This window comes from Paraburkholderia fungorum, from assembly GCF_046026025.1.
Taxonomy (GTDB): Bacteria; Pseudomonadota; Gammaproteobacteria; order Burkholderiales; family Burkholderiaceae; genus Paraburkholderia; species Paraburkholderia fungorum_E.
Genome location: NZ_JAQQFL010000006.1, coordinates 51220 through 70508, shown reverse-complemented (window position 1 = coordinate 70508; position 19289 = coordinate 51220). Strand labels below are relative to the sequence as shown.

The following is a 19289-nucleotide window of genomic DNA, read 5'->3' as shown; positions in this document are numbered from 1 at the left end:
AAGCCTGTCATACGCTCACACCGCTCGACCCGCCTGCACCCTTTACATTTGCGCCCGTGTTACGCCCGTTGCATCACGCGCAACGTGCTGACCACGGCGGCAACCGCCGAAAAGCACGCGGCCACATACAAAACGATAGTCGGCCCATGCTGCGGCGCGATGCCGAAGATCAATGCGACGAGCGCGGCGCCGAGCGTCTGTCCGGTCAGGCGCGCCGTGCCGAGCATGCCGCTCGCGCCGCCGCTGCGCTCACGCGGCGCGGCGGACAACATGGTCCGATTGTTCGGCGACTGGAAAATCCCGAAACCCGCGCCGCACAGCGCCATGCGCCACGCGATCTGCATGGGCTCGGGATGCGCGCCGAGGGTGGCGAGCAGCAGCAGGCCCACTGTCATCGCAGCGAGGCCGATGCCGCCTAGCCAGCCCGACGACACCTTGTCCGACAGCACGCCGGCAATCGGCGCCGCGATGATGATCACCGCCGGCCACGGCGTCATCAGCAAACCGGTATCGACTTGCGAGAAGCCGAGCGTGTCCTGCAACAGAAATGGCAACGACACGAAGGCCAGCATCTGCGCGCAGAACGAACAGACCGAGGTGCCGATCGACAGGGCGAACACCGGAATCCTCAGCAAATCGATGGGCAGCAGCGGGGCGGGCTGGGTCAATTGACGGCGTACGAAGAAGTAGCCGATCACCACCGCGCCGAGTGCTTCCGCGGCGACCCAGCCGACTGACTCGCCGTGGCCGAGACCGTCGACGGCGAAAATCAGCAGGCCGAACACCAACGCGTTCATCACCGCGCTCAGATAGTCGTACGGAGACTCGTGGCCGGGGTTCATCGGCAGCGCCTTGAAGCCGCCGATAATCGCCGCGATCCCGATCGGCACGTTGATCGCAAACAGCCACGGCCAGGAGGCGATGGCGAGCACCCCGGAGGCGATCGTCGGCCCGACTGCCGACGACACCGCCACGACCATCGCATTGATCGCCACGCCGCGCCCCAGTTGTGTGGGCGGATAGATCATGCGCACGAGCGCCGTGTTCACGCTCATGACACCCGCCGCGCCGAAGCCCTGGACCACGCGGGCGAGCGCGAGCGTCGGCAGCGAGGTGGATAACGCGCAACCGAACGACGCCACCGTGAACAGGATCAGCCCCGCCAGATAGATGCGCCGGTAGCCGATACGATCGCCGAGCGACGCGAGCGGCAGCAGTGAAATGGTGATGGCGAGCTGGTAGGCGTTGACGACCCAGATCGAGCCGGCCGCGCTCGCATGCAGATTGCGCGCGATGGTCGGCAGCGCCACGTTGGCGATCGCGCTGTCGAGCACCGCTAGCGTGAGCGCGAGAGCGATGACCAGCATCGCCCAGTAGCGTTGCGGAATCGGCAAGCCTTGTTCGGTGCTATCCGCGAATGGTGTGCCGGCGGCGAGTGAGGCAGCGGCGCCGGCATCGGCCGGCATCGAACTGTCCTTGCGCGATGGTTGTGCGTGCATCGTTATTCTTGATTTGGAGTGGAGCGGTTCATCGATCAGGCGACCGGGCGATGAACCACGCGCGCTGCGTGCGGCCCTGCAAGGACAAGACGGTAGCCGCGACGATGCCGAAGCGCGGCAACCGCGCAACGGCATCGCGTCTCGCGCGTTATTTGAGTTCGTACAGACCAGTGTGGGTGGTCGAATCGAGTTCGTTCAGATGGGTCATGAAACGCGCGACCGCGTTGGTGGTATCCGCGTTGACCGGCAGGTGCGGCACCTTCAGCGCATGCAGGCGGAAGATGTAGCGATGTGTCCTGTCGCCACGCGGCGGCGCGGCGCCGCCGTAGCCGACCGTGCCGTAGTCGTTGCGCACCTGCAGCGCGCCTTGCGGCAGCAGCGAACCGTCGGCCTTGCCGGCGTTGCGCGGCAGGGAACGGGCGTCGGCCGGAATGTTGACGATAACCCAGTGCCAGAAGCCGCTGCCGGTGGGCGCGTCGGGATCGTGAACGGTGAGTGCGAAGCTTTGGGTGTCGGCCGGCGGCGTGTCCCACTGCAACGCGGGAGAGATGTTCTCACCATCGACACCGAACGCCTTATCGTGATATTCGTGGGCTTTCGGCATAAAGCCGTTGGTGGGGAAATCGTCGGACCAGAGACGGAAATCAGCCATGGTGTGCCTCCCTTCTTGAGTGGTTCTGGGATGGTCGGAGCGTGCTTTTCTGCCGCCGGCCTGCTGCCCGATTTCTGCAGCTTCGGCACGCAAGAAATGCCCCGAGCTAGCCAGTCGAGTGTATCACCAGCGGCTTCGGGATTCGTTCGAACCGGGCAGGCTACAAGCAGCTTTCAGCCGCGTTCCTCGAAGCGCGGCGTGTCACCCTTCAGCCACTCGACAAGCCGCTGCAGCACGCCCTCGATATCGCGATTCGCCCCGCGCAAAGCGCATTCCCACACGACCCCAACGCGCCAGCCGCTTGCGAGCAATGCCGCCAGAACCTTGTCGTCGTTGCTGCGATTGCGGCCGATCTTGTCGCGCCAGAATTCCGGTCGCGTTTGCGGCCATTTGAAGAGACGACAGTCGTGTCCGTGCCAGAAGCAGCCGTGTACCAGCACAACGGCACGGTAGCGCGGCAGCACGATGTCCGGGCGGCCGGGCAGATCGCGCGCGTCCAGACGGAAGCGGAAGCCCTGGCGATGCAGCAGGCTACGGATCAGAATTTCCGGTTTGGTATTGCGCCCGCGAATGCCGGCCATCATCCGGCTGCGCGTTGCGCTGTCGACGATATCGACCATGGCTAGCGCCCAGGTACCGGATCAGGCCGCTCAGGAATAGAGCGAGAGGGCTTGCTTCGAACCATTGTGCGTTTCCTCGGCGAGCAGGGTTTGCACGTGCGGCAGCATGATGCGCGCCACTTCGCGCATCACCGGCATGACGACGCTGTTGCCGAATTGCCGGTAAGCCTGGGTGTCGCTGACCGGAATCCTGAAGGTATCGGGAAAGCCCATCAGCCGGGCGCATTCACGTGGCGTCAGGCGCCGCGGCCGCAACTGTTCGCCCTGATAGACCAGGATTTCCGAGCCGTCCTTGTGATAACGCGCGGAAAGGGTGCGCGTGACACTGTCGGGATACGCCATGCCGAAGCCAAAGCCGTTTCCCGCCGCGCGATGCTTTGCCGCGTAGTTTTGCAGATAGGTCCAGAGATTCGGCGTGAGCGTGTACTTCGGCTGCACGCGTTTGCCGGCGTGGTCGAAGAACCGGTCGTGGTCCCACGGCAGCACCGGTTCGCTGCCGTCGGTGCGATGCAGGATCGAGCCCAGGCGCGGACCGTTTTCCGGCAGACGCAGATCGTCCCAGGAGAACGACGTCTTGCCGCGAAAGCCGACGATGATGATGCGCTCCCGGTGTTGCGGCGTGAAATGCTGGCCGTCGACCACACGGTAGTGCACTTCGTAGCCGAGCTCGTCGCGCAGCGTCTGCAGGATCACGTCGAAGGTACGGCCCTTGTCGTGCGAGAGCAGATTCTTCACGTTTTCGAGCAGGAACGCGGCAGGACGCTTGGCCGCGATGATCCGCGCGACGTCGAAAAAGAGCGTGCCTTGCGTGGTGCATTCGAATCCGTGCGGACGGCCCAGCGCGTTCTTCTTGCTGACGCCGGCAATCGAGAACGGCTGGCACGGAAAGCCGCCGAGCAGCACATCGTGGCTCGGCACCTCTTCGGCGGGAAACGACACGATGTCGCCGATCAGCGCGTGTTCGCCGTCGGGTGGGTAGTTCTCGCGATAGGTCTTGGTGGAAAAATCGTTCCACTCGCTCGTGAACACACAGTTGCCGCCATGCGCCTCGAAACCCGTACGAATGCCGCCGATGCCGGCGAACAGATCGATAAAGCGGAACTGGGCGCCGTTCGTTACCACGCCGGCCTTCTCCCGGCCGCTGCTATGCAGCAGATCGCGCAAGGCCGGTTCGAGCATGGATGGGCACGGCGTTTCGCCCTTTTCCCAGCGGCGCACCGTCTTGATGTCCTTACCGACGTGCGCTGCGATTTCGCGTTGAGTGAAGCGGGCGCGTGCCTGTTTGAGCAGGTCGAGCGGTGCGGCGACGGTCACGGAGGTCCTTGCTGGGAATTTTTGCGGACATTATGACCTAAGGTCGTCCCTTTTTCCTATTTTTGCCCGCGAAGTCAGGAAATCTCCCGCAACGCAACAACCGCATTTTGTCTAAATGCGACTGTCACAGTTTGACGTGTAGGCTGGTGGCGTGACGCGAATTCCCTGCGTTGCGACGTGTTCAGGCCGCGACAGGATTCGCGGCCTTTTTTTACGGGAAGTAGTTGGACTGGCCAGCGCGGAAGGCCGGCCACCAAGGGGTGCAGCAGATCAGATATGGGGGTGGGCAGTCACGGCGTGCAACGGCGGGCGCGGCGCGACGGTTGCCGGGGGCAATGCATCCCATGCGGGCTGGGCGCTGGTTTCGAACTGATCGAGTTGCAGCAGGAGGCTGTCCACCCGGCACAGTTGCGCATGGGACAACTGGCCCGTGTCGAGCAACTGGTGCAGACGCTTGCGCCAGTAGGCACCGGGGAGAATCGGGCCACCCAGATCGCCGTGTAAAGAAGGCCGCATGACGCGTCCGATGTGCGCGATGTCCTGATCGATCAGCGTTGCCTGGGTTGACCCCGTCAGCGTAATGAGTGTGCGTTCCATAGCCCCTCCTTGGCACCATTACGGCAAGCCGCGGCAGGACTTTAGGGGTTTTTTAAATTTTTTTTGCGACGGGCCCGATCAGGCAAAACGGGCAGGGGCCGGGCGCGGGCACACCCGTTGCTGAATCCGGGATACTGGCGCAACCTCGCGCCGGCTTTTCAGATATTGGAGCCGAACATGAACAAGGATCAAGTGAAGGGCGTAGGCGAGCAGATCAAGGGCAAGGTCAACGAAACCGTCGGTAAAGCGACCAACAACCCCGGTAAGGAGCTCAAGGGCGATCTTCAACAGGCCGCCGGCAAAGTGCAAAAGGCCTATGGCGACGCTAAGGAGGATGCCAAGGACGACGCCAAGGACCGGGCAAAGCACAACACGCCGTAATTCGGCTCGCGGTATCGCCCGATGGGGAAAGGCGCTTCGGCGCTTTTTTGTTTTGGCCTGGGAGTAACCCGGGTTCGGCGCGGGGGACACGCCACGCGCCGTGTGCCGCCTTTAGACTTGGCGCATCCAACCCCGAGGAGGCGCCCATGACACCCGAAAAAGTGCTGTCGATGTTCGAACGGCAGTACCTGCAGGGCAAAGCGCCCGTCGACCTCGAGACCACCTGCGCAAGTTTCGCCACCTGGCTGGCAGCGACGTGGGAGCAACTCGACGACGAGCGACGGATCCTGCTGCTGACGGTCGGCGCGGCGCTGTGGCGCGAAGGATATGACCTGCGCGCCGGTACGGCGACCAAGGATTTGTGGTGAGCGTGGCTGCCGTCTTGCGGTGAAGGGTAGGCGGGAAGCGTGCGCTGAGCGTTGGGCATTGGGCGTTGAGCGACCCTGGGGCAGCCCTGTTCGCGCCGGGCTCTGCCGCGGGCTCGTACGCGTTGTGCCGAGTCGGTTTATATTTGGCGGTCGCGCGTTCGGGTCTTTCTTGTCGGCCTGCTGGCCGATCGCGGATTCCCGATTCCGTTTTCCAGCCAAAGCTCTCGAACAAGGGTTACACCGTCACCATGACCGATCTCTCCGCCTTCCCGATCACGAAGAAATGGCCTGCCGAGCATCCGGACCGGATTCAGCTGTATTCGCTGCCGACGCCCAATGGCGTGAAGGTGTCGATCATGCTCGAAGAGACCGGTTTGCCCTATGAGCCGCACCTTGTGCGCTTCGATACGAACGATCAGATGTCGGCCGAGTTTCTGTCGTTGAATCCGAACAACAAGATTCCGGCGATCATCGATCCGAACGGCCCCGGTGGCAGGCCGCTGCCGCTGTTCGAATCCGGCGCGATTCTGATTTACCTGGCGGATAAGGCCGGCAAATTGATTCCGCAGGATGCCGCCGGCCGTTATGAGGCGATCCAGTGGGTGATGTTTCAGATGGGCGGCATCGGCCCGATGTTCGGTCAGGTTGGTTTCTTCCACAAGTTCGCCGGCAAGGAATACGAAGACAAACGCCCGCGCGACCGGTACATCGCCGAGTCGAAACGGCTGCTCGCGGTGCTGGACCGGCAACTCGAAGGGCGTGACTGGATTTTGGGCGATGCGTATTCGATCGCCGATATCGCGACCTTCCCGTGGGTGCGTAATCTGATCGGCTTCTACGAAGCCGGGGATCTGGTCGGGATTGACGAGTTTTCGAATGTGAAGCGCGTGCTGGCGGCGTTCGTTGCGCGTCCGGCGGTGGCGAGGGGATTGGAGATTCCGAAACGGCCTTCGTGATTGATTGATTGATGCGGCTGGGGGCGTGGATTGTCGCCGGCCGTTGTTCGCTTCACGTCGGTTTGCGCGTTCTGCGTGCGGACTACGTGTTCCCTTGCATCGAGTCAAGGCAAAGCGTTTGGATCGCCACCCATTGCGCGATAAAGGTCGCGCACAAACTGATCGCTGACCACGTCCCATGCGGGTGAGCCATAGAGAACGTCTTCGGGATTTTTCTTGCCCTGCGCGTGACGCAAGGTGCGCACGGTCAATTCGAGGGCCATTGCTTCTTCATAAAGGGGGTGGCCGGGGCGGAGGCGGTCGTCGTTGTCCATGCCTGATTTTCGGCGGCCTCTGGAATTACTTTAGGCCTCGCTGTGCAAGTCGCTTTCACACGTCGCCTGGATCCTGCTGACGTTCGGCGATCCCGGATCGGGGCGAGGCCGTCGATGAGCAATTTCTGGATCTGGAGTGCGGAGGATGGTGCCGACGTGCGGCGCCGCTCTCCTATGCTTGTGGCGAGTCATTCCGTAAACATTGCTGCGTCAGCGCCAGGCGCCGAACTGTGCGGATTGCCCGAAGGTCAACGCGCCCATGTCGTTCGAAGCGAGACCGACATACGCCTGACGGCCGAACATTTGGCCATTCGGCAGCGCGCTGCCGTTATTCACGCTGAAGCCGTTCTCGAGTTGAAAGACCGCGCTGAGCCCGCCGCCGAGATCTTCCGTTCCTTTCAGGCCCCAACGATTGCCCAATTGTTGAGTGCCGCTGACGAGCGCGTAGTCGGCGTGACCGCCGAGATTGCTAATGTATTCGAAACCTTCGCCAATGGATCCGTAGAGTGTCACGCTGCTTTGTGCATGAGCGACACCTGCAACGATGCTGAGCGCTGCCGGAAAGAGTAGCGCGCCGAATGACTGGTTGTGACCGTTCCACGCCAAATGGAGTCTCGTACAACCGCTCATCAATAAGACCGTTGCTTAATTCCCCACCGATCTACGTCGTAGGTAACCACCCATAGGTTCTTGTGAAGCGTGATTACTGAACCGTCTGCGCGATTCCTGGAGTACTCAACGAACAAATGAACTTTTCGAAGGCTGACCAGGACTGCCCGCTTCTCAAGGTAGATCGTTCTGTCCCAACCGGTGCTCCGTTCGAGGTCATCAAAGAAGCTTGCGGGCAACTGACCTCCGTCTTCCCATATCACCAATTGCTCGCCGGAAAGAATGATGTGCGGAAAATGCAGGCAAGCGTCCATGCGGGCGAGGTCACGTGCGTTGAAAGCATCCGTGAAGGCGTCGATACACGAGATAGCCTGTGACACTGCGGAAGACTCGCTGGCGTCCGTGTCTGACGCGGGCAGGAATAGTGAACCGTGATTGCTCATGTCGACGATGACCTTGATTTAGCGTTCGCTCATCGATTGTCAGTGATCTAGGCAACCGTGTCGAATGTCCCAAACTGGCCAAACTGCGACGAGTGGGGGTGGTCTCTGTTCCAGTCCCATGTCCCGCTCACATAAGCCGACAACCGGGTGCCTGATTTTATAAAGAGAGGCTGAAGCGTTGGACAACCTCTAAACCTTGCTACCAGCTATACACCGGTTCGTCAGTCAATTGCATCGGTGAATCGATGCGATTACCTTTGTCATGCGGTCGGTCTCTGCCGCCTCGCAGGCCGCAATCTCCATCGGCACAATCGAACCGCCTCCGTTTTCTGCCTCAGCGGACTTCTTGCAACTCGCATCGCGTCGCTTCTTCCATGCGGCGATCTTGTTCTCCAGGCGTGCTTTGCAGCCCGGGGATTTCGCGGCTTTATCGTCGACGGCATCCTGCAGTTTCTGCTCAGCAACCACCCTGTCGCGCCATGCACAAAAATTCAAGCTCATCTGGTTTGCGTCGCAGTCCGCCAGCATGCCTTGCACCTCGCTCGCGGGCAGTCCACTTTGCCGCGAGATGACGTCAGCAGGATCTGCGGTGGCAGCCAATGCGCAAGAGCACGCGAGTGCGAGTGCCAGGAACGCGACCTTCATCGCGCCCCCTGAGCAAATGGCGCAGCCTCTTCGCGGCGGCGGTTGACAAGTCCATTCACGCGGCGCGGTGGCAGACGGTGACCTTGTGCGTCGCGCGGGTGTACATAGACGCAGAGCGCCATGTTGCTAGCGACCAGCCTATCGTTACCGCTGTTGGCGGCAGAAAACGTGTCGCGCGATCCGCCTTCCCCTGAGTTATAGGTGAAGCTCACCAGTGCGTCGAACTGCTCCTGTGTGAGTTTGTGATCTCTCACATTGCGGCGAACAATCTGTTCGGTGAGTCGGACCTTTGTAGCCAGTTGCGCATTGACCTGTGCGACTGACACAGGGCGTTGAAGTTCGTCCGGGGTGCAGAATCCAAGATGGGCAAGTGTGCCGACCCCGTAGGTGCAGTTATTCGCTACGTCGTTGTAGTAGTTCATGACAGCACCTTCGCGACGGCGCAAATCCGCCCAGCCGGCGGGGCTCAGACGCATTGATTCATTTGGCATAATTCCCTCGCGGAGACCAAGTCGACCCGACTTTATCATTCGTCAGAGGAGAACGGGATGGGTGATTTGGGGTCGCTCTTTATCAACTTGGATCAAACTATTTACTACGATGCCGAGTTAAGCGCTGAGATTCAAAGCTGCTAGTCCTTCGAAAAGAAATAGCTCGTGCGCGACTGGCAGCTGACGAAGCTGTGTTTTTCCATCGAATTGTTAGGCATGGCGTAGCTTTTCTTGAACCTGATCTGGCACAGATGACTGGATCAGTGGCGCGCGCCATGCATCACTGGCGCAGGGCCAGCAGGTGATGAACGTCGCGTGCCGAGTAGCTCAATCGTTCGCCCGAGTTTCAAGGAGCCGATGAGGAAACTTAGTTGGTGGTCTCCGCTCAACGCCCACCAAGGATTTGGGGACTGCAACGCTGGCGATTGCCGTTGGTCGGCACTCTTCACAGACCCTGCGCTACACCTGTCCTCGGGGCATGTGCCCGAATATCGCCGATGATCATTGCGACCGGGCGTGATCCTTAGCTTGGCGGGGTTTCTTGGATTTCGCTGGACAGCTTCGGACGCTTTTATGGTCCCCCCGACAGGAATCGAACCTGTATCTAGCGCTTAGGAGGCACTTGTTCTATCCATTGAACTACGGGGAGATGGATATGGGCAATGGGTGGGCCGAAGCCTTGCTGCTATTGGCTTTAGCCTTATCCCGTGGGCGTTTCCGGCATTTCCGCTTCTTCCTAAATGAAGCGCCGTGACAGCTTGAGAACCTTGGTTTGTGTCCGCCTCTGCTACATTTTTGCTACTTGATGACCCTGTAGCAATCGGAAGTAATCCGGTACTTCCGCAGTTTTCCCGAGACGGAGAAAATCTTGGCCTCAATCCTGCCCGTGGGCAGTTGCTGGCGTGCCCAAGTACGCCAGCGAGCGCAAGAGTATAGCAAAAACGTCCGAAACGAAAGGCGCTGCCGAGGCTTGGACGCGGAGGCGAGAAGTCGAAATCGACAGGCGCAGAACGCCGCCGACGCCGTGGCAATCACGGCCGGCGGGTTGGTGACGAAGCAATAACGGTGGAGCGCTACTTATGCATCGCGCAGGCCGAGCACGGCGAGCGCCGCTGTACGGGTTTCGTCGCTTGCATAAAGCAGAACTACAACGTCGTCGCGTTTCGCGTGGGTAAATGGCTCACTCATGTGGTCCGCTATTTTCTGTACATTGTCGATCGCGACCGTCAGCACGCTTTGGCTTCGGCGCGCAGCTATATTGCCTAAGGAGAGCGTTTCAATTGCAGCGTGTAGATGAATGAAAATCCTCTTGCCGTCCACGAAGGAAACCACTTTCCCTTTGTGAATACCTCGCCCCCATTTGCTTTTTATCCTCATAGTCTCTCAGGCCTTTTTTCATATTTTTAGAAAGGGACGGCGAATCCCGGGTCCACGCAGTGTTGCCCCAACAGGCCGCGCGATCCACGGGATCCAGTCGTTCCGTCTCCATTATTTCAGCCGTTCTCGAACGCGCTTGACCGCCCGTCTCAGGCTAGCCAGCGTTCCCGTCTTTGCCCACAAAGCAAAACGGCCCAGCGGGGTATCACCCGCTGGGCCGTGCAAACCATCCGGCGTACTACAGCACTACAGCTACATCAAGCTGCGTACGCCGGTTCAATCGAGCCAACTCAGAATTCCACTACCGCAAACTCCGCCTTGCTGACATCGCACAGCGGGCAGCGCCAGTCGTCCGCAATTGCCGCGAAGCGCGTACCCGGGGCAATGCCTTCTTCGGGAAGGCCTTCTTCCTCGTTGTAGATCCACCCGCAAATCAGGCAGACCCAGCTCTTATATTCAATCACTTCAATTACTTCGCTCACGACGTACTCTTCTCTCATTCAATGCAGGATCCGCCCAGTCTGCCCCTTTTTTGGGCACGGCGGCGACCCGCAATATTACCGGAATTTGTCAAATGGGCCGCCGATTACCTATGCGGCATCGCCGCAAAGCGCCTGAGACATGGCCGGGCCTGCGTGACGAACCTCGTCATACACAGCGTGTATGCTTCGATCCGCAGCTCATTTTTTGGACAAGCTCGGCTGGCTCCTCACATGGATTGCGACGATCGGTCTCAGACAATCGGAGACGCGATCGACGCCCGCACGGCCCGCGCATCACTTTCGTTTCCCAAAAAGGAGAAAAATGATGTTTAAAAACAGATGGTTGGTCGGCGCGACGCTGGCCGGATTGCTCGCCGTATCAGGTGCGGCGCAGGCCGCAAGCGTGTCTTTCGTACAGCCGGCCGACGGCGCAACCGTCAGCAACCCGGTGCACGTGGTGTTCGCGGTCGACGGCATGACGATCGCGCCGGCCGGCACGATGACGGACGGCACGGGCCACCATCACTTGCTGATCGACGGCAAACCGCTTCCTAAGGGCGAAGTGATTCCCGCCAGCGACAAATCGCTTCACTTCGGTAAGGGCCAGACCGAAACCGATGTGACGCTGCCGCCGGGCGACCATACGCTGACGCTGCAATTCGGCGACGGCATGCACCGCTCGTACGGTCCGGAGATGAGCAAGACCATTACGGTGCACGTGAAGTAAGCGTGTCGCACGGATGAGCGGCCGGACGGGCCTGTACAAGTGCCGTCCGGTCACGTTTTCGTGCGCGATGTCCGCTCGGGATCCGCCTGGAATCCGTTTTTCAAGCCGGCCATTCGGCATATCTCTTCCGGCATACCGGCACCCGCTCGCGCGCCCGGTACAATGGGCAGTTCCGACTCATCGCTGTCTTCTCCAATTCTCCATGTCGCTTTACACCATTACCGGAGCCCAACTGGCGTTCGGTCACGTCGCGTTGCTCGATCACGCGGATTTCTCCCTCGAAGCGGGCGAGCGCGTTGGGCTGATCGGCCGTAACGGCGCGGGCAAGTCGTCGCTGCTGAAGATCGTTGCCGATCTGACCAAGCCGGACGACGGCCTCGTCACGCGCCAGCAGGGCCTGACTTCGGTCTACGTGCCGCAAGAGCCAGAGTTCGATACGGACGACACGGTGTTCGAAGCAGTCGCCGCCGGCCTGACCCACGCTCGCGAGTTGCTGGATCAATACGACGTGGTTGCCAACCAGCTCGCCGACGAGCCGGAAGGTCCGGAGCACGACGCGTTGATGTCGCGCATGAACACGCTGCAATCGGAGCTCGACCATTCAGACGCCTGGAACTGGAGCACGCGCGTGGCCACCACGCTGCAGCAGATCGGTCTGAACGGCGAGGCGCGGGTCGGTTCGCTGTCGGGCGGGATGCAAAAACGTGTCGCACTGGCGCGCGCGCTGGTTGTGCAGCCGGACGTGCTGCTGCTCGACGAGCCAACCAACCACCTCGATTTCGACGGCATCCGCTGGCTCGAGGAGCTGCTGGTCTCGCTGCGCGCGGGGCTGCTCTTCATCACCCACGATCGCGCGTTTCTTGACCGTGTCGCCACGCGCATCGTCGAACTGGATCGCGGGCGTTTGCTGTCGTATCCGGGCAACTTCAGCGCCTACCAGACCAGGAAGGCGCAGCAGCTCGAAGTCGAGCAAGTGGAAGCGGCCAAGTTCGACAAGCTGCTCGCACAGGAAGAAGTGTGGATTCGCAAGGGCGTGGAAGCGCGCCGTACGCGCAGCGTCGGCCGGATCGCGCGGCTCGTGGAGATGCGCAACGAACGCGCGGAACGCCGCAACGTGCTGGGCAACGTCAAGCTCGACGTGGGCCAGGGTGAGAAGTCCGGCAAGATCGTCGCCGAACTGACTGACGTCACCAAGCGCTATGGTTCGCGCACGGTGGTCGATAACTTCACGGCCACGGTGATGCGCGGCGACAAGATCGGCTTTGTCGGTCCGAACGGTGCGGGCAAGACCACGCTGCTGAAGATGATCCTCGGTGAATTGCCGCCTGACGAAGGCGCGGTGCGCGTCGGCACCAATCTGCAGGTCGCGTACTTCGACCAGATGCGCGCACAACTGGATCTGGAAAAGAGTCTCGCCGATACCATCAGCCCGGGCAGCGAGTGGGTCGAAGTCAACGGCCAGAAAAAGCACGTGATGAGCTATCTGGGCGACTTCCTGTTCGCGCCGGAACGCGCGCGTTCGCCGGTCAAGTCGCTGTCGGGCGGCGAGCGCAACCGCCTGCTGCTGGCGCGTCTGTTCGCGCGGCCGGCCAACGTGCTGGTGCTCGACGAACCGACCAACGACCTCGACATTCCAACGCTAGAACTGCTCGAAGAACTGCTGACCGAGTATGACGGCACCGTGCTGCTGGTCAGCCACGATCGCGCGTTCCTGGATAACGTCGCGACCTCGGTGATCGCTTCGGAAGGCGCAGGCAAGTGGCGCGAGTATGTCGGCGGCTTTACCGACTGGCAGATTCAGCGCGACCGCTCGCAGCAGATGGCGCAGGAAGCGCAGAAAGAAGCGGCCAAAGAAGTGGCGGCGAAAGACACCGGCGCGGCCCGCAATACGCAGCGCGCCGCCAAGCTGTCGTTCAAGGATCAGCGCGAACTCGAGGCCTTGCCGGCGAAAATTGCCGCGCTCGAAGCCGAGCAGAAGACCATCGGTGCTCAACTCGAAGACGGTTCGGTCTTCGCGAAAGACGCTCAGGAAGGCACGCGTCTGACCGAGCGTTACGCCGCGATCGACGAGGAACTGCTGATCGCGCTGGAGCGCTGGGACGAGCTGGAAAACAAGCGCAAGTGACGCGCGGGGGCGGCGCGCTTCACAGTTGCGAGGATCTCATGCAGAGATCGGGGCCGCGGCTGCGCAGTGGTGCCGCCGCAGTTTTTCACGGTCGCGGAGCGGTCTTATCGCGGTCGCATAATTGGCCGAAGCAGTGGGCTGCTCCTTATCCAGACGGCCAATCCCGCACGCCGTGAATTGCCGCCTGGTTCGAAATCAGTAAAATACCCCGCGAACAGGCTTCCCCCGGCGTTCGCACCGGCTGGCCGTTGCCGGGCTGTGGAGCCCGCATCGAGCCGCCGTCGAGCGCGCCCATGGGAAGCCAGGCGACAAAACAAGTTGCCCGCACTGCGGGCACCCCACCTAACCCCGTTGTTTCGTTTCGCTTTTTTTGAAAACTCAACGCATTGTCCACGGACCTGTCCACAGGACCTGTGGACAACGATGAACCGACGCACCCGAGTCAACCATGTCTACGAAAAAGCCAAACGCCGCGTATAGCGAAGCGTCGATCAAGGTGTTGAAGGGCCTGGAGCCGGTCAAGCAACGGCCCGGGATGTACACCCGCACCGAAAATCCGCTGCACATCATTCAGGAAGTTATCGACAACGCGTCGGACGAGGCCCTTGGCGGCTACGGCCGGCAAATCACGGTCACGCTGCACGCGGATCATTCGGTCTCGGTGGAGGACGACGGCCGTGGCATTCCATTCGGCATGCACCCGGAAGAAGGCGTGCCGGTCGTCGAAATCGTTTTCACCCGTCTGCACGCGGGCGGCAAATTCGATAAAGCTGCTGGCGGCGCCTACACATTCTCGGGCGGCCTGCATGGCGTCGGCGTGTCGGTTACCAACGCGCTGTCCACCCGTCTCGACGTTACCGTGTGGCGCGACGGCAAAATCGCCGACTTGAGCTTTGCCAACGGCGACGTCGCGAAGCCGCTTGAAGTACGGGCGGCCGCGCGCGGCGACAAGAAGTCCGGCACGCGTGTGACCGCGTGGGCCAATCCGAAGTACTTCGATTCGCCGAACCTGCCGCTCGGCGAATTGCAACGTCTGCTGCGCTCGAAAGCGGTGCTGTTGCCGGGCGTCGAAGTTACGCTGATCAACGAGAAAACCGGCGAAACACAAACCTGGAAATACGAAGACGGTTTGCGCGGCTATCTGCTCGAAGGCATGAACGGCAGCGACCTGCTGATTCCGCTGTTCGAAGGCGAGCGCTATGTCGAAAACTCACGCGCCAGCGAAGAGACGTTTGCCGAAGGCGAGGGCGCGACATGGGTCGTTGCATGGAGCGAAGAAGGGACGCTGATGCGCGAGTCGTACGTCAACCTGATTCCGACACCCGCGGGCGGTACGCACGAATCCGGTTTGCGTGACGGTCTGTTCCAGGCGGTGAAGAGCTTCGTCGAGTTACACAACCTGCAGCCGAAGGGCGTAAAGCTGCTGGCGGAAGACGTGTTCGCGCGCGTGTCGTTCGTGCTCTCGGCGAAGGTGCTCGATCCGCAATTCCAAGGGCAGATCAAGGAGCGCCTGAACAGCCGTGATGCGGTGAAGCTGGTGTCGTCGTTCTCGCGGCCGGCTTTGGAATTGTGGCTGAATCAGCACGTCGAGCACGGCAAGAAACTCGCCGACCTCGTCATCAAGCAGGCCCAGGCGCGCACGCGTGCCGGTCAGAAGGTCGAGAAGCGCAAGAGCTCGGGCGTGGCGGTTCTGCCGGGCAAGCTGACCGATTGCGAATCGACGGAAATCGGCCGTAACGAACTGTTCCTCGTCGAGGGCGATTCGGCGGGCGGCTCGGCGAAGATGGGCCGCGACAAGGAATACCAGGCGATCCTGCCGCTGCGCGGCAAGGTGCTGAACACGTGGGAAACCGAGCGCGACCGGCTGTTCGCCAACAACGAAGTGCACGACATTTCGGTGGCGATCGGCGTCGATCCGCATAGCCCGGACGACAAGGTCGATCTGTCGAATCTGCGCTACGGCAAGATCTGCATCTTGTCGGACGCTGACGTCGACGGATCGCACATTCAGGTGCTGCTGCTCACGCTGTTCTTCAAGCATTTCCCGCAGTTGATCGAGCGCGGGCATGTGTGCGTGGCGCGTCCGCCGTTGTTCCGGGTCGATGCGCCCGCGCGTGGCAAGAAGCCTGCGCAAAAACTCTACGCGCTCGACGCAGGCGAACTCGAGGCGATCCTCGACAAGCTGCGCAAGGACGGTGTGCGCGAGACGCAGTGGTCTATCAGCCGCTTTAAAGGCCTCGGCGAAATGAGCGCGGAGCAGTTGTGGGACACCACGATGAACCCCGATACACGACGGCTGACGCCGGTGGCGCTCGGCGAACTCGATTATGACGCCACGGTGGCGCGTATGACGATGCTGATGGGCAAGGGCGAAGCGGCGTCGCGGCGCAGCTGGCTGGAAGAAAAGGGCAACGAAGTGGAAGCGGATATCTGAGCGTCTCTAAAGCGCTCACGGTTCGCACGAATACTTCACGCCAAACACGGATACGGAATCTAGATGGACGACGATAACACTCTCGACCTTTTCACCGAGCCACCGCCCCCGGAAGGCGACTTCCTGACGCTCGGCAATTACGCGGAACGCCAGTACCTCGACTACGCGGTGAGCGTGGTCAAGGGGCGCGCGCTGCCTGACGTGTGCGACGGCCAGAAGCCGGTGCAGCGCCGCATCCTGTACGCGATGAACGACATGGGCCTCGGCGATAACGCCAAGCCCGTGAAGTCGGCGCGCGTGGTCGGCGACGTGCTGGGTAAATACCACCCGCACGGCGACCAGTCGGCGTACGACGCGCTGGTGCGCCTCGCGCAAGACTTTTCGATGCGTTATCCGCTGATCGACGGCCAGGGCAACTTCGGTTCGCGCGACGGCGACGGCGCAGCGGCCATGCGGTACACCGAAGCACGCCTGACGCCGATCGCCAAGCTGCTGCTCGATGAGATCGACCAGGGCACGGTCGACTTCATGAAGAACTACGACGGCGAGTTCGATGAACCGAGGCTGTTGCCCGGACGTTTGCCGTTCGTGTTGCTGAACGGCGCATCCGGCATTGCGGTGGGGTTGGCCACGGAAATTCCGTCGCATAACCTGCGCGAAGTGGCAACAGCGGCAGTCGCGATGATCCGCAATCCGAAGATCGAGCACGCCGAGCTGATGCAACACATCGCCGGGCCGGACTTCCCGGGCGGCGGTCAGATCATTTCGAGCGACGCCGAGATTTCCGCGGCCTACGAAAGCGGCCGTGGCAGCCTGAAGGTGCGTGCCCGCTGGAAGATCGAAGAGCTCGCGCGTGGGCAATGGCAACTCGTGATCACCGAATTGCCGCCGAACACGGCCGCGCAGAAGGTGCTCGAAGAAATCGAAGAGCAAACCAACCCGAAGATCAAGCTCGGCAAGAAGGCGCTCACGCCCGAACAGTTGCAGACCAAGCAGACCATGCTCGCACTGCTCGATGCCGTGCGCGACGAGTCGGGCAGGGACGCGCCAGTGCGTCTCGTGTTCGAGCCGAAGTCGAGCCGCATCGATCAAACCGATTTCGTCAACACGTTGCTCGCGCATACGAGCCTCGAATCGAACGCATCGCTCAATATGGTGATGGTGGGCGGCGATGGCCGGCCGCGTCAGAAGGGCTTGAGCGAAATCATCCACGAGTGGATCGCGTTCCGCTTCGCGACAGTCACGCGCCGCACGCGTCACCGTTTGCAAAAGGTCGACGACCGGATTCATATTCTCGAAGGCCGGATGATCGTCTTTTTGAATATCGACGAAGTCATCCGCATCATCCGCGAATCGGACGAACCGAAGGCCGCGCTGATGGCCGCGTTCGGCTTGTCGGATCGCCAGACCGAAGACATTCTCGAAATCCGCCTGCGTCAGTTGGCGCGGCTCGAGAAGATCAAGATCGAGAAGGAACTGTCCGAACTGCGCGACGAGAAGGCCAAACTCGAGGAGCTGCTCGGCAGCGAATCCGCGATGAAGCGCCTGCTCATCAAGGAAATCGAAGGCGACGCGAAGCAATACGGCGACGAGCGCCGCACGCTGATCCAGCAGGAAAAGCGCGCGACGTTCGAAGCACGCGTGGTCGACGAACCGGTCACGGTGGTCGTGTCGCAGAAGGGCTGGGTGCGCGCGCTGAAGGGTCACGGTCTGGATGTGGCCGGCTTCACGTTCAAGGCCGGCGACGGGCTCTATGCAGCATTCCAGTGCCGCACGCCGGATATGTTGATCGCGTGGGGCAGCAACGGCCGGGTCTATTCGGTGGCGGTTGCGATGCTGCCGGGCGGGCGGGGCGATGGCGTACCGGTCACATCGCTGATCGAACTCGAATCGGGTAGCCACCTGATGCATTACTACGCGGCTTCCGCGGATCAGGCGTTGCTGCTCGCATCGAGCAACGGGTTTGGCTTTGTCGCCAAGGTCGGCGATATGGTGAGCCGCGTGAAGGCCGGCAAATCGTTCATGACGATCGACGCGGGCGCCGCACCGCTCGCGCCGATGCCGATGCTGCCGGATGCGACGCACATTGCGTGTCTGTCCGCGGGCGGGCGCCTGCTGGTGTTCGGCCTCGATGAGATGAAGACGCTTTCGGGCGGCGGACGCGGTGTCACGCTGATGGCGCTCGACGACAACGAAACGCTGGTGCAGGCGCTGTCCATCAACAAGGCGGGTGTGGTGTTGATCGGCACGCGTCGCGGTGGCCGTGTCGACGAAGAGAAGCTGAGCGGCGCCACCCTCACGCCGCACGTCGGCAAGCGGGCGCGCAAGGGGCGTGCGCCTGAGAGCAAGATGAAGCTCGACGGGATGCGCCCGGTGCTCGCTGCTTGAAAAGAAATAGAAGTCGATGAGAGCAAGGTAGGGTGACGTATCAACGCGGCGTGCGCTTCGAAGTAAAAGCAGCAACATCGCGCGCTTTAAAGCGCACGCCGTGCAGTAAAAAATCCGGGGTGCAACGCCGTCGCGGTATCGGGCGCGTTGCAATAAAAACTACAAAGAATGTTAAGACGCTGCCGGCGCAAGGAACTGCACGCATAGCGCGCGGTCGAATGCGCTCAATAGCCGCTGCTAATATCATTCGTAATAAGCGGTGTGGCGTCGTCGGGAGAGGAAAACAACATGAACAAAGCTGTCGAACTCGCACTCTTTTTGCATCTGCTCGCGGTCGCCGTGTGGGTAGGTGGGATGGTGTTTGCGCATTTCTGCCTGCGCCCGGCCATTGCCGATCTTTCGCCGCAACTGCGCTTACCTTTGTGGGAATCGGTGTTCGGCCGCTTCTTCAACTGGGTCGCCGCAGCCGTGCTGGTAATTCTGCTCACCGGTGGCTTCCTGCTGATGCAATTCGGCGGCGGTCACGCCACGTGGCCCTTGCATGCCATGGCCGGCCTCGGCATTGTGATGATGCTGATCTTCGGTCACATTCGCTTCGCCGTCTTCCCTCGCATTCGCCGTGCTGTCCAGGCGCAGAAATGGCCGGACGGCGCGCAGGCGGTCGGCACGATCCGGCGTCTGGTGCTGATCAATATCGTGCTCGGCGTGGTGACGATCGGTGTCGCGGTGCTGTCGCGCGGGTTCTGATGCCCGGCTTCTGACGATGGATCGCGGTTTGCGCTGTGAAGTACGGCTTTGCAGCGTGCCCCCGAGTGCCTGCGCAGAAGTTTGTGAATGAAGTCCGACTATCTGGCGCGGAGAAACTGC

At 61.3% G+C, this 19289-nt stretch carries 19 protein-coding genes, 1 tRNA gene and 1 pseudogene; 9 read left to right on the top strand and 12 right to left on the bottom strand.

The window, feature by feature from the left end:
• Positions 1 to 59: 59 nt before the first annotated feature.
• The 5 genes from PQR67_RS09215 to PQR67_RS09195 all read right to left on the bottom strand — a co-directional run bounded on the left by PQR67_RS09215 (position 60) and on the right by PQR67_RS09195 (position 4682).
• A complete protein-coding gene (locus PQR67_RS09215; RefSeq protein ID WP_408457360.1) occupies positions 60 to 1499 on the bottom strand; it encodes an MFS transporter in 1440 nt (479 codons plus the stop codon).
• Positions 1500 to 1647: 148 nt separating this feature from the next.
• A complete protein-coding gene (locus PQR67_RS09210; protein ID WP_408457357.1) occupies positions 1648 to 2151 on the bottom strand; it encodes a YbhB/YbcL family Raf kinase inhibitor-like protein in 504 nt (167 codons plus the stop codon).
• A 173-nt stretch (positions 2152 to 2324) separates the two neighbouring features.
• Positions 2325 to 2771, bottom strand: a complete 447-nt coding sequence (locus PQR67_RS09205) for a very short patch repair endonuclease (RefSeq protein ID WP_408457355.1) — start codon at positions 2769 to 2771, stop codon at positions 2325 to 2327.
• Positions 2772 to 2801: 30 nt separating this feature from the next.
• On the bottom strand, positions 2802 to 4085 hold the full coding sequence (gene dcm, locus PQR67_RS09200; RefSeq protein ID WP_408457353.1) for a DNA (cytosine-5-)-methyltransferase: 1284 nt from the start codon (positions 4083 to 4085) through the stop codon (positions 2802 to 2804).
• Positions 4086 to 4355: 270 nt separating this feature from the next.
• Positions 4356 to 4682, bottom strand: coding sequence for a hypothetical protein (locus PQR67_RS09195; RefSeq protein ID WP_408457351.1), 327 nt, complete (start codon positions 4680 to 4682; stop codon positions 4356 to 4358).
• A 177-nt stretch (positions 4683 to 4859) separates the two neighbouring features.
• Here PQR67_RS09195 and PQR67_RS09190 point away from each other — a divergent pair, with 177 nt between their 5' ends.
• The 3 genes from PQR67_RS09190 (at position 4860) to PQR67_RS09180 (ending at position 6387) form a co-directional block, all read left to right on the top strand.
• A complete protein-coding gene (locus PQR67_RS09190; RefSeq protein ID WP_408457349.1) occupies positions 4860 to 5063 on the top strand; it encodes a CsbD family protein in 204 nt (67 codons plus the stop codon).
• A 146-nt stretch (positions 5064 to 5209) separates the two neighbouring features.
• Complete coding sequence (locus tag PQR67_RS09185) at positions 5210 to 5431, top strand: hypothetical protein (protein ID WP_408457346.1); 222 nt, start codon at positions 5210 to 5212, stop codon at positions 5429 to 5431.
• A gap of 248 nt (positions 5432 to 5679) precedes the next feature.
• The gene (locus PQR67_RS09180) at positions 5680 to 6387 is read left to right on the top strand and encodes a glutathione S-transferase N-terminal domain-containing protein (protein WP_408457344.1); all 708 of its coding nucleotides are present in this window, start codon (positions 5680 to 5682) and stop codon (positions 6385 to 6387) included.
• Between the two features lie 104 nt (positions 6388 to 6491).
• Here PQR67_RS09180 and PQR67_RS09175 read toward each other — a convergent pair whose 3' ends face one another.
• Together PQR67_RS09175 and PQR67_RS09170 are read right to left on the bottom strand one after the other, a co-directional pair.
• Positions 6492 to 6701 (bottom strand): hypothetical protein, encoded by a 210-nt coding sequence (locus PQR67_RS09175; protein WP_408457341.1) that lies wholly within the window; start codon positions 6699 to 6701, stop codon positions 6492 to 6494.
• Between the two features lie 237 nt (positions 6702 to 6938).
• Positions 6939 to 7331: pseudogene (locus tag PQR67_RS09170) on the bottom strand (porin); the annotation flags it as partial.
• A gap of 116 nt (positions 7332 to 7447) precedes the next feature.
• Between PQR67_RS09170 and PQR67_RS09165 the strand changes: the two are divergent.
• Positions 7448 to 7687 (top strand): hypothetical protein, encoded by a 240-nt coding sequence (locus tag PQR67_RS09165; RefSeq protein ID WP_408457338.1) that lies wholly within the window; start codon positions 7448 to 7450, stop codon positions 7685 to 7687.
• 291 nt (positions 7688 to 7978) lie between these two features.
• On the opposite strand, the gene PQR67_RS09160 is transcribed toward PQR67_RS09165, so the two are convergent.
• The 5 genes from PQR67_RS09160 to PQR67_RS09140 form a co-directional block, all read right to left on the bottom strand.
• Positions 7979 to 8398, bottom strand: coding sequence for a lysozyme inhibitor LprI family protein (locus PQR67_RS09160; protein ID WP_408457336.1), 420 nt, complete (start codon positions 8396 to 8398; stop codon positions 7979 to 7981).
• Positions 8395 to 8889: a lysozyme gene (locus PQR67_RS09155; protein ID WP_408457334.1), complete on the bottom strand. Its 495-nt coding sequence runs from the start codon at positions 8887 to 8889 to the stop codon at positions 8395 to 8397. Before PQR67_RS09155 ends, PQR67_RS09160 begins: the two co-directional genes overlap by 4 nt.
• Positions 8890 to 9463: 574 nt before the next feature.
• Positions 9464 to 9538: transfer RNA gene (locus PQR67_RS09150), tRNA-Arg, on the bottom strand.
• Between the two features lie 428 nt (positions 9539 to 9966).
• Complete coding sequence (locus PQR67_RS09145) at positions 9967 to 10266, bottom strand: hypothetical protein (RefSeq protein WP_408457331.1); 300 nt, start codon at positions 10264 to 10266, stop codon at positions 9967 to 9969.
• A 290-nt stretch (positions 10267 to 10556) separates the two neighbouring features.
• Entirely contained in the window at positions 10557 to 10748 is a 192-nt protein-coding gene (locus tag PQR67_RS09140; protein WP_408457329.1) for a rubredoxin, read from the bottom strand.
• 325 nt (positions 10749 to 11073) lie between these two features.
• Between PQR67_RS09140 and PQR67_RS09135 the strand changes: the two genes are divergently transcribed.
• The 5 genes from PQR67_RS09135 (at position 11074) to PQR67_RS09115 (ending at position 19169) form a co-directional block, all read left to right on the top strand.
• Positions 11074 to 11475, top strand: coding sequence for a DUF4399 domain-containing protein (locus tag PQR67_RS09135; protein WP_408457737.1), 402 nt, complete (start codon positions 11074 to 11076; stop codon positions 11473 to 11475).
• Between the two features lie 202 nt (positions 11476 to 11677).
• Positions 11678 to 13600, top strand: coding sequence for an ATP-binding cassette domain-containing protein (locus PQR67_RS09130; RefSeq protein ID WP_408457326.1), 1923 nt, complete (start codon positions 11678 to 11680; stop codon positions 13598 to 13600).
• Positions 13601 to 14048: 448 nt separating this feature from the next.
• Positions 14049 to 16034 (top strand): DNA topoisomerase IV subunit B, encoded by a 1986-nt coding sequence (locus tag PQR67_RS09125; protein ID WP_408457323.1) that lies wholly within the window; start codon positions 14049 to 14051, stop codon positions 16032 to 16034.
• A gap of 63 nt (positions 16035 to 16097) precedes the next feature.
• Positions 16098 to 18422: a DNA topoisomerase IV subunit A gene (gene parC, locus PQR67_RS09120; protein ID WP_408457320.1), complete on the top strand. Its 2325-nt coding sequence runs from the start codon at positions 16098 to 16100 to the stop codon at positions 18420 to 18422.
• 288 nt (positions 18423 to 18710) lie between these two features.
• Positions 18711 to 19169 carry a CopD family protein gene (locus PQR67_RS09115; RefSeq protein ID WP_408457316.1) on the top strand — a complete coding sequence of 153 codons (459 nt, stop codon included), beginning with the start codon at positions 18711 to 18713 and terminating at the stop codon, positions 19167 to 19169.
• Positions 19170 to 19289: the final 120 nt, after the last annotated feature.

Excerpts from the sequence above, each read along its gene's own strand:
- PQR67_RS09130 (WP_408457326.1), top strand. The coding sequence starts at position 11,678 with ATGTCGCTTTACACCATTACCGGAGCCCAACTGGCGTTCGGTCACGTC.
- PQR67_RS09165 (WP_408457338.1), top strand. The coding sequence starts at position 7,448 with ATGAACTTTTCGAAGGCTGACCAGGACTGCCCGCTTCTCAAGGTAGAT.
- PQR67_RS09180 (WP_408457344.1), top strand. The coding sequence starts at position 5,680 with ATGACCGATCTCTCCGCCTTCCCGATCACGAAGAAATGGCCTGCCGAG.
- PQR67_RS09125 (WP_408457323.1), top strand. The coding sequence starts at position 14,049 with ATGTCTACGAAAAAGCCAAACGCCGCGTATAGCGAAGCGTCGATCAAG.
- PQR67_RS09155 (WP_408457334.1), bottom strand. The coding sequence starts at position 8,889 with ATGCCAAATGAATCAATGCGTCTGAGCCCCGCCGGCTGGGCGGATTTG.
- PQR67_RS09185 (WP_408457346.1), top strand. The coding sequence starts at position 5,210 with ATGACACCCGAAAAAGTGCTGTCGATGTTCGAACGGCAGTACCTGCAG.
- PQR67_RS09160 (WP_408457336.1), bottom strand. The coding sequence starts at position 8,398 with ATGAAGGTCGCGTTCCTGGCACTCGCACTCGCGTGCTCTTGCGCATTG.
- PQR67_RS09135 (WP_408457737.1), top strand. The coding sequence starts at position 11,074 with ATGTTTAAAAACAGATGGTTGGTCGGCGCGACGCTGGCCGGATTGCTC.
- PQR67_RS09195 (WP_408457351.1), bottom strand. The coding sequence starts at position 4,682 with ATGGAACGCACACTCATTACGCTGACGGGGTCAACCCAGGCAACGCTG.
- PQR67_RS09175 (WP_408457341.1), bottom strand. The coding sequence starts at position 6,701 with ATGGACAACGACGACCGCCTCCGCCCCGGCCACCCCCTTTATGAAGAA.
- PQR67_RS09145 (WP_408457331.1), bottom strand. The coding sequence starts at position 10,266 with ATGAGGATAAAAAGCAAATGGGGGCGAGGTATTCACAAAGGGAAAGTG.
- parC (WP_408457320.1), top strand. The coding sequence starts at position 16,098 with ATGGACGACGATAACACTCTCGACCTTTTCACCGAGCCACCGCCCCCG.
- PQR67_RS09205 (WP_408457355.1), bottom strand. The coding sequence starts at position 2,771 with ATGGTCGATATCGTCGACAGCGCAACGCGCAGCCGGATGATGGCCGGC.
- PQR67_RS09215 (WP_408457360.1), bottom strand. The coding sequence starts at position 1,499 with ATGCACGCACAACCATCGCGCAAGGACAGTTCGATGCCGGCCGATGCC.
- PQR67_RS09190 (WP_408457349.1), top strand. The coding sequence starts at position 4,860 with ATGAACAAGGATCAAGTGAAGGGCGTAGGCGAGCAGATCAAGGGCAAG.
- PQR67_RS09115 (WP_408457316.1), top strand. The coding sequence starts at position 18,711 with ATGAACAAAGCTGTCGAACTCGCACTCTTTTTGCATCTGCTCGCGGTC.
- PQR67_RS09210 (WP_408457357.1), bottom strand. The coding sequence starts at position 2,151 with ATGGCTGATTTCCGTCTCTGGTCCGACGATTTCCCCACCAACGGCTTT.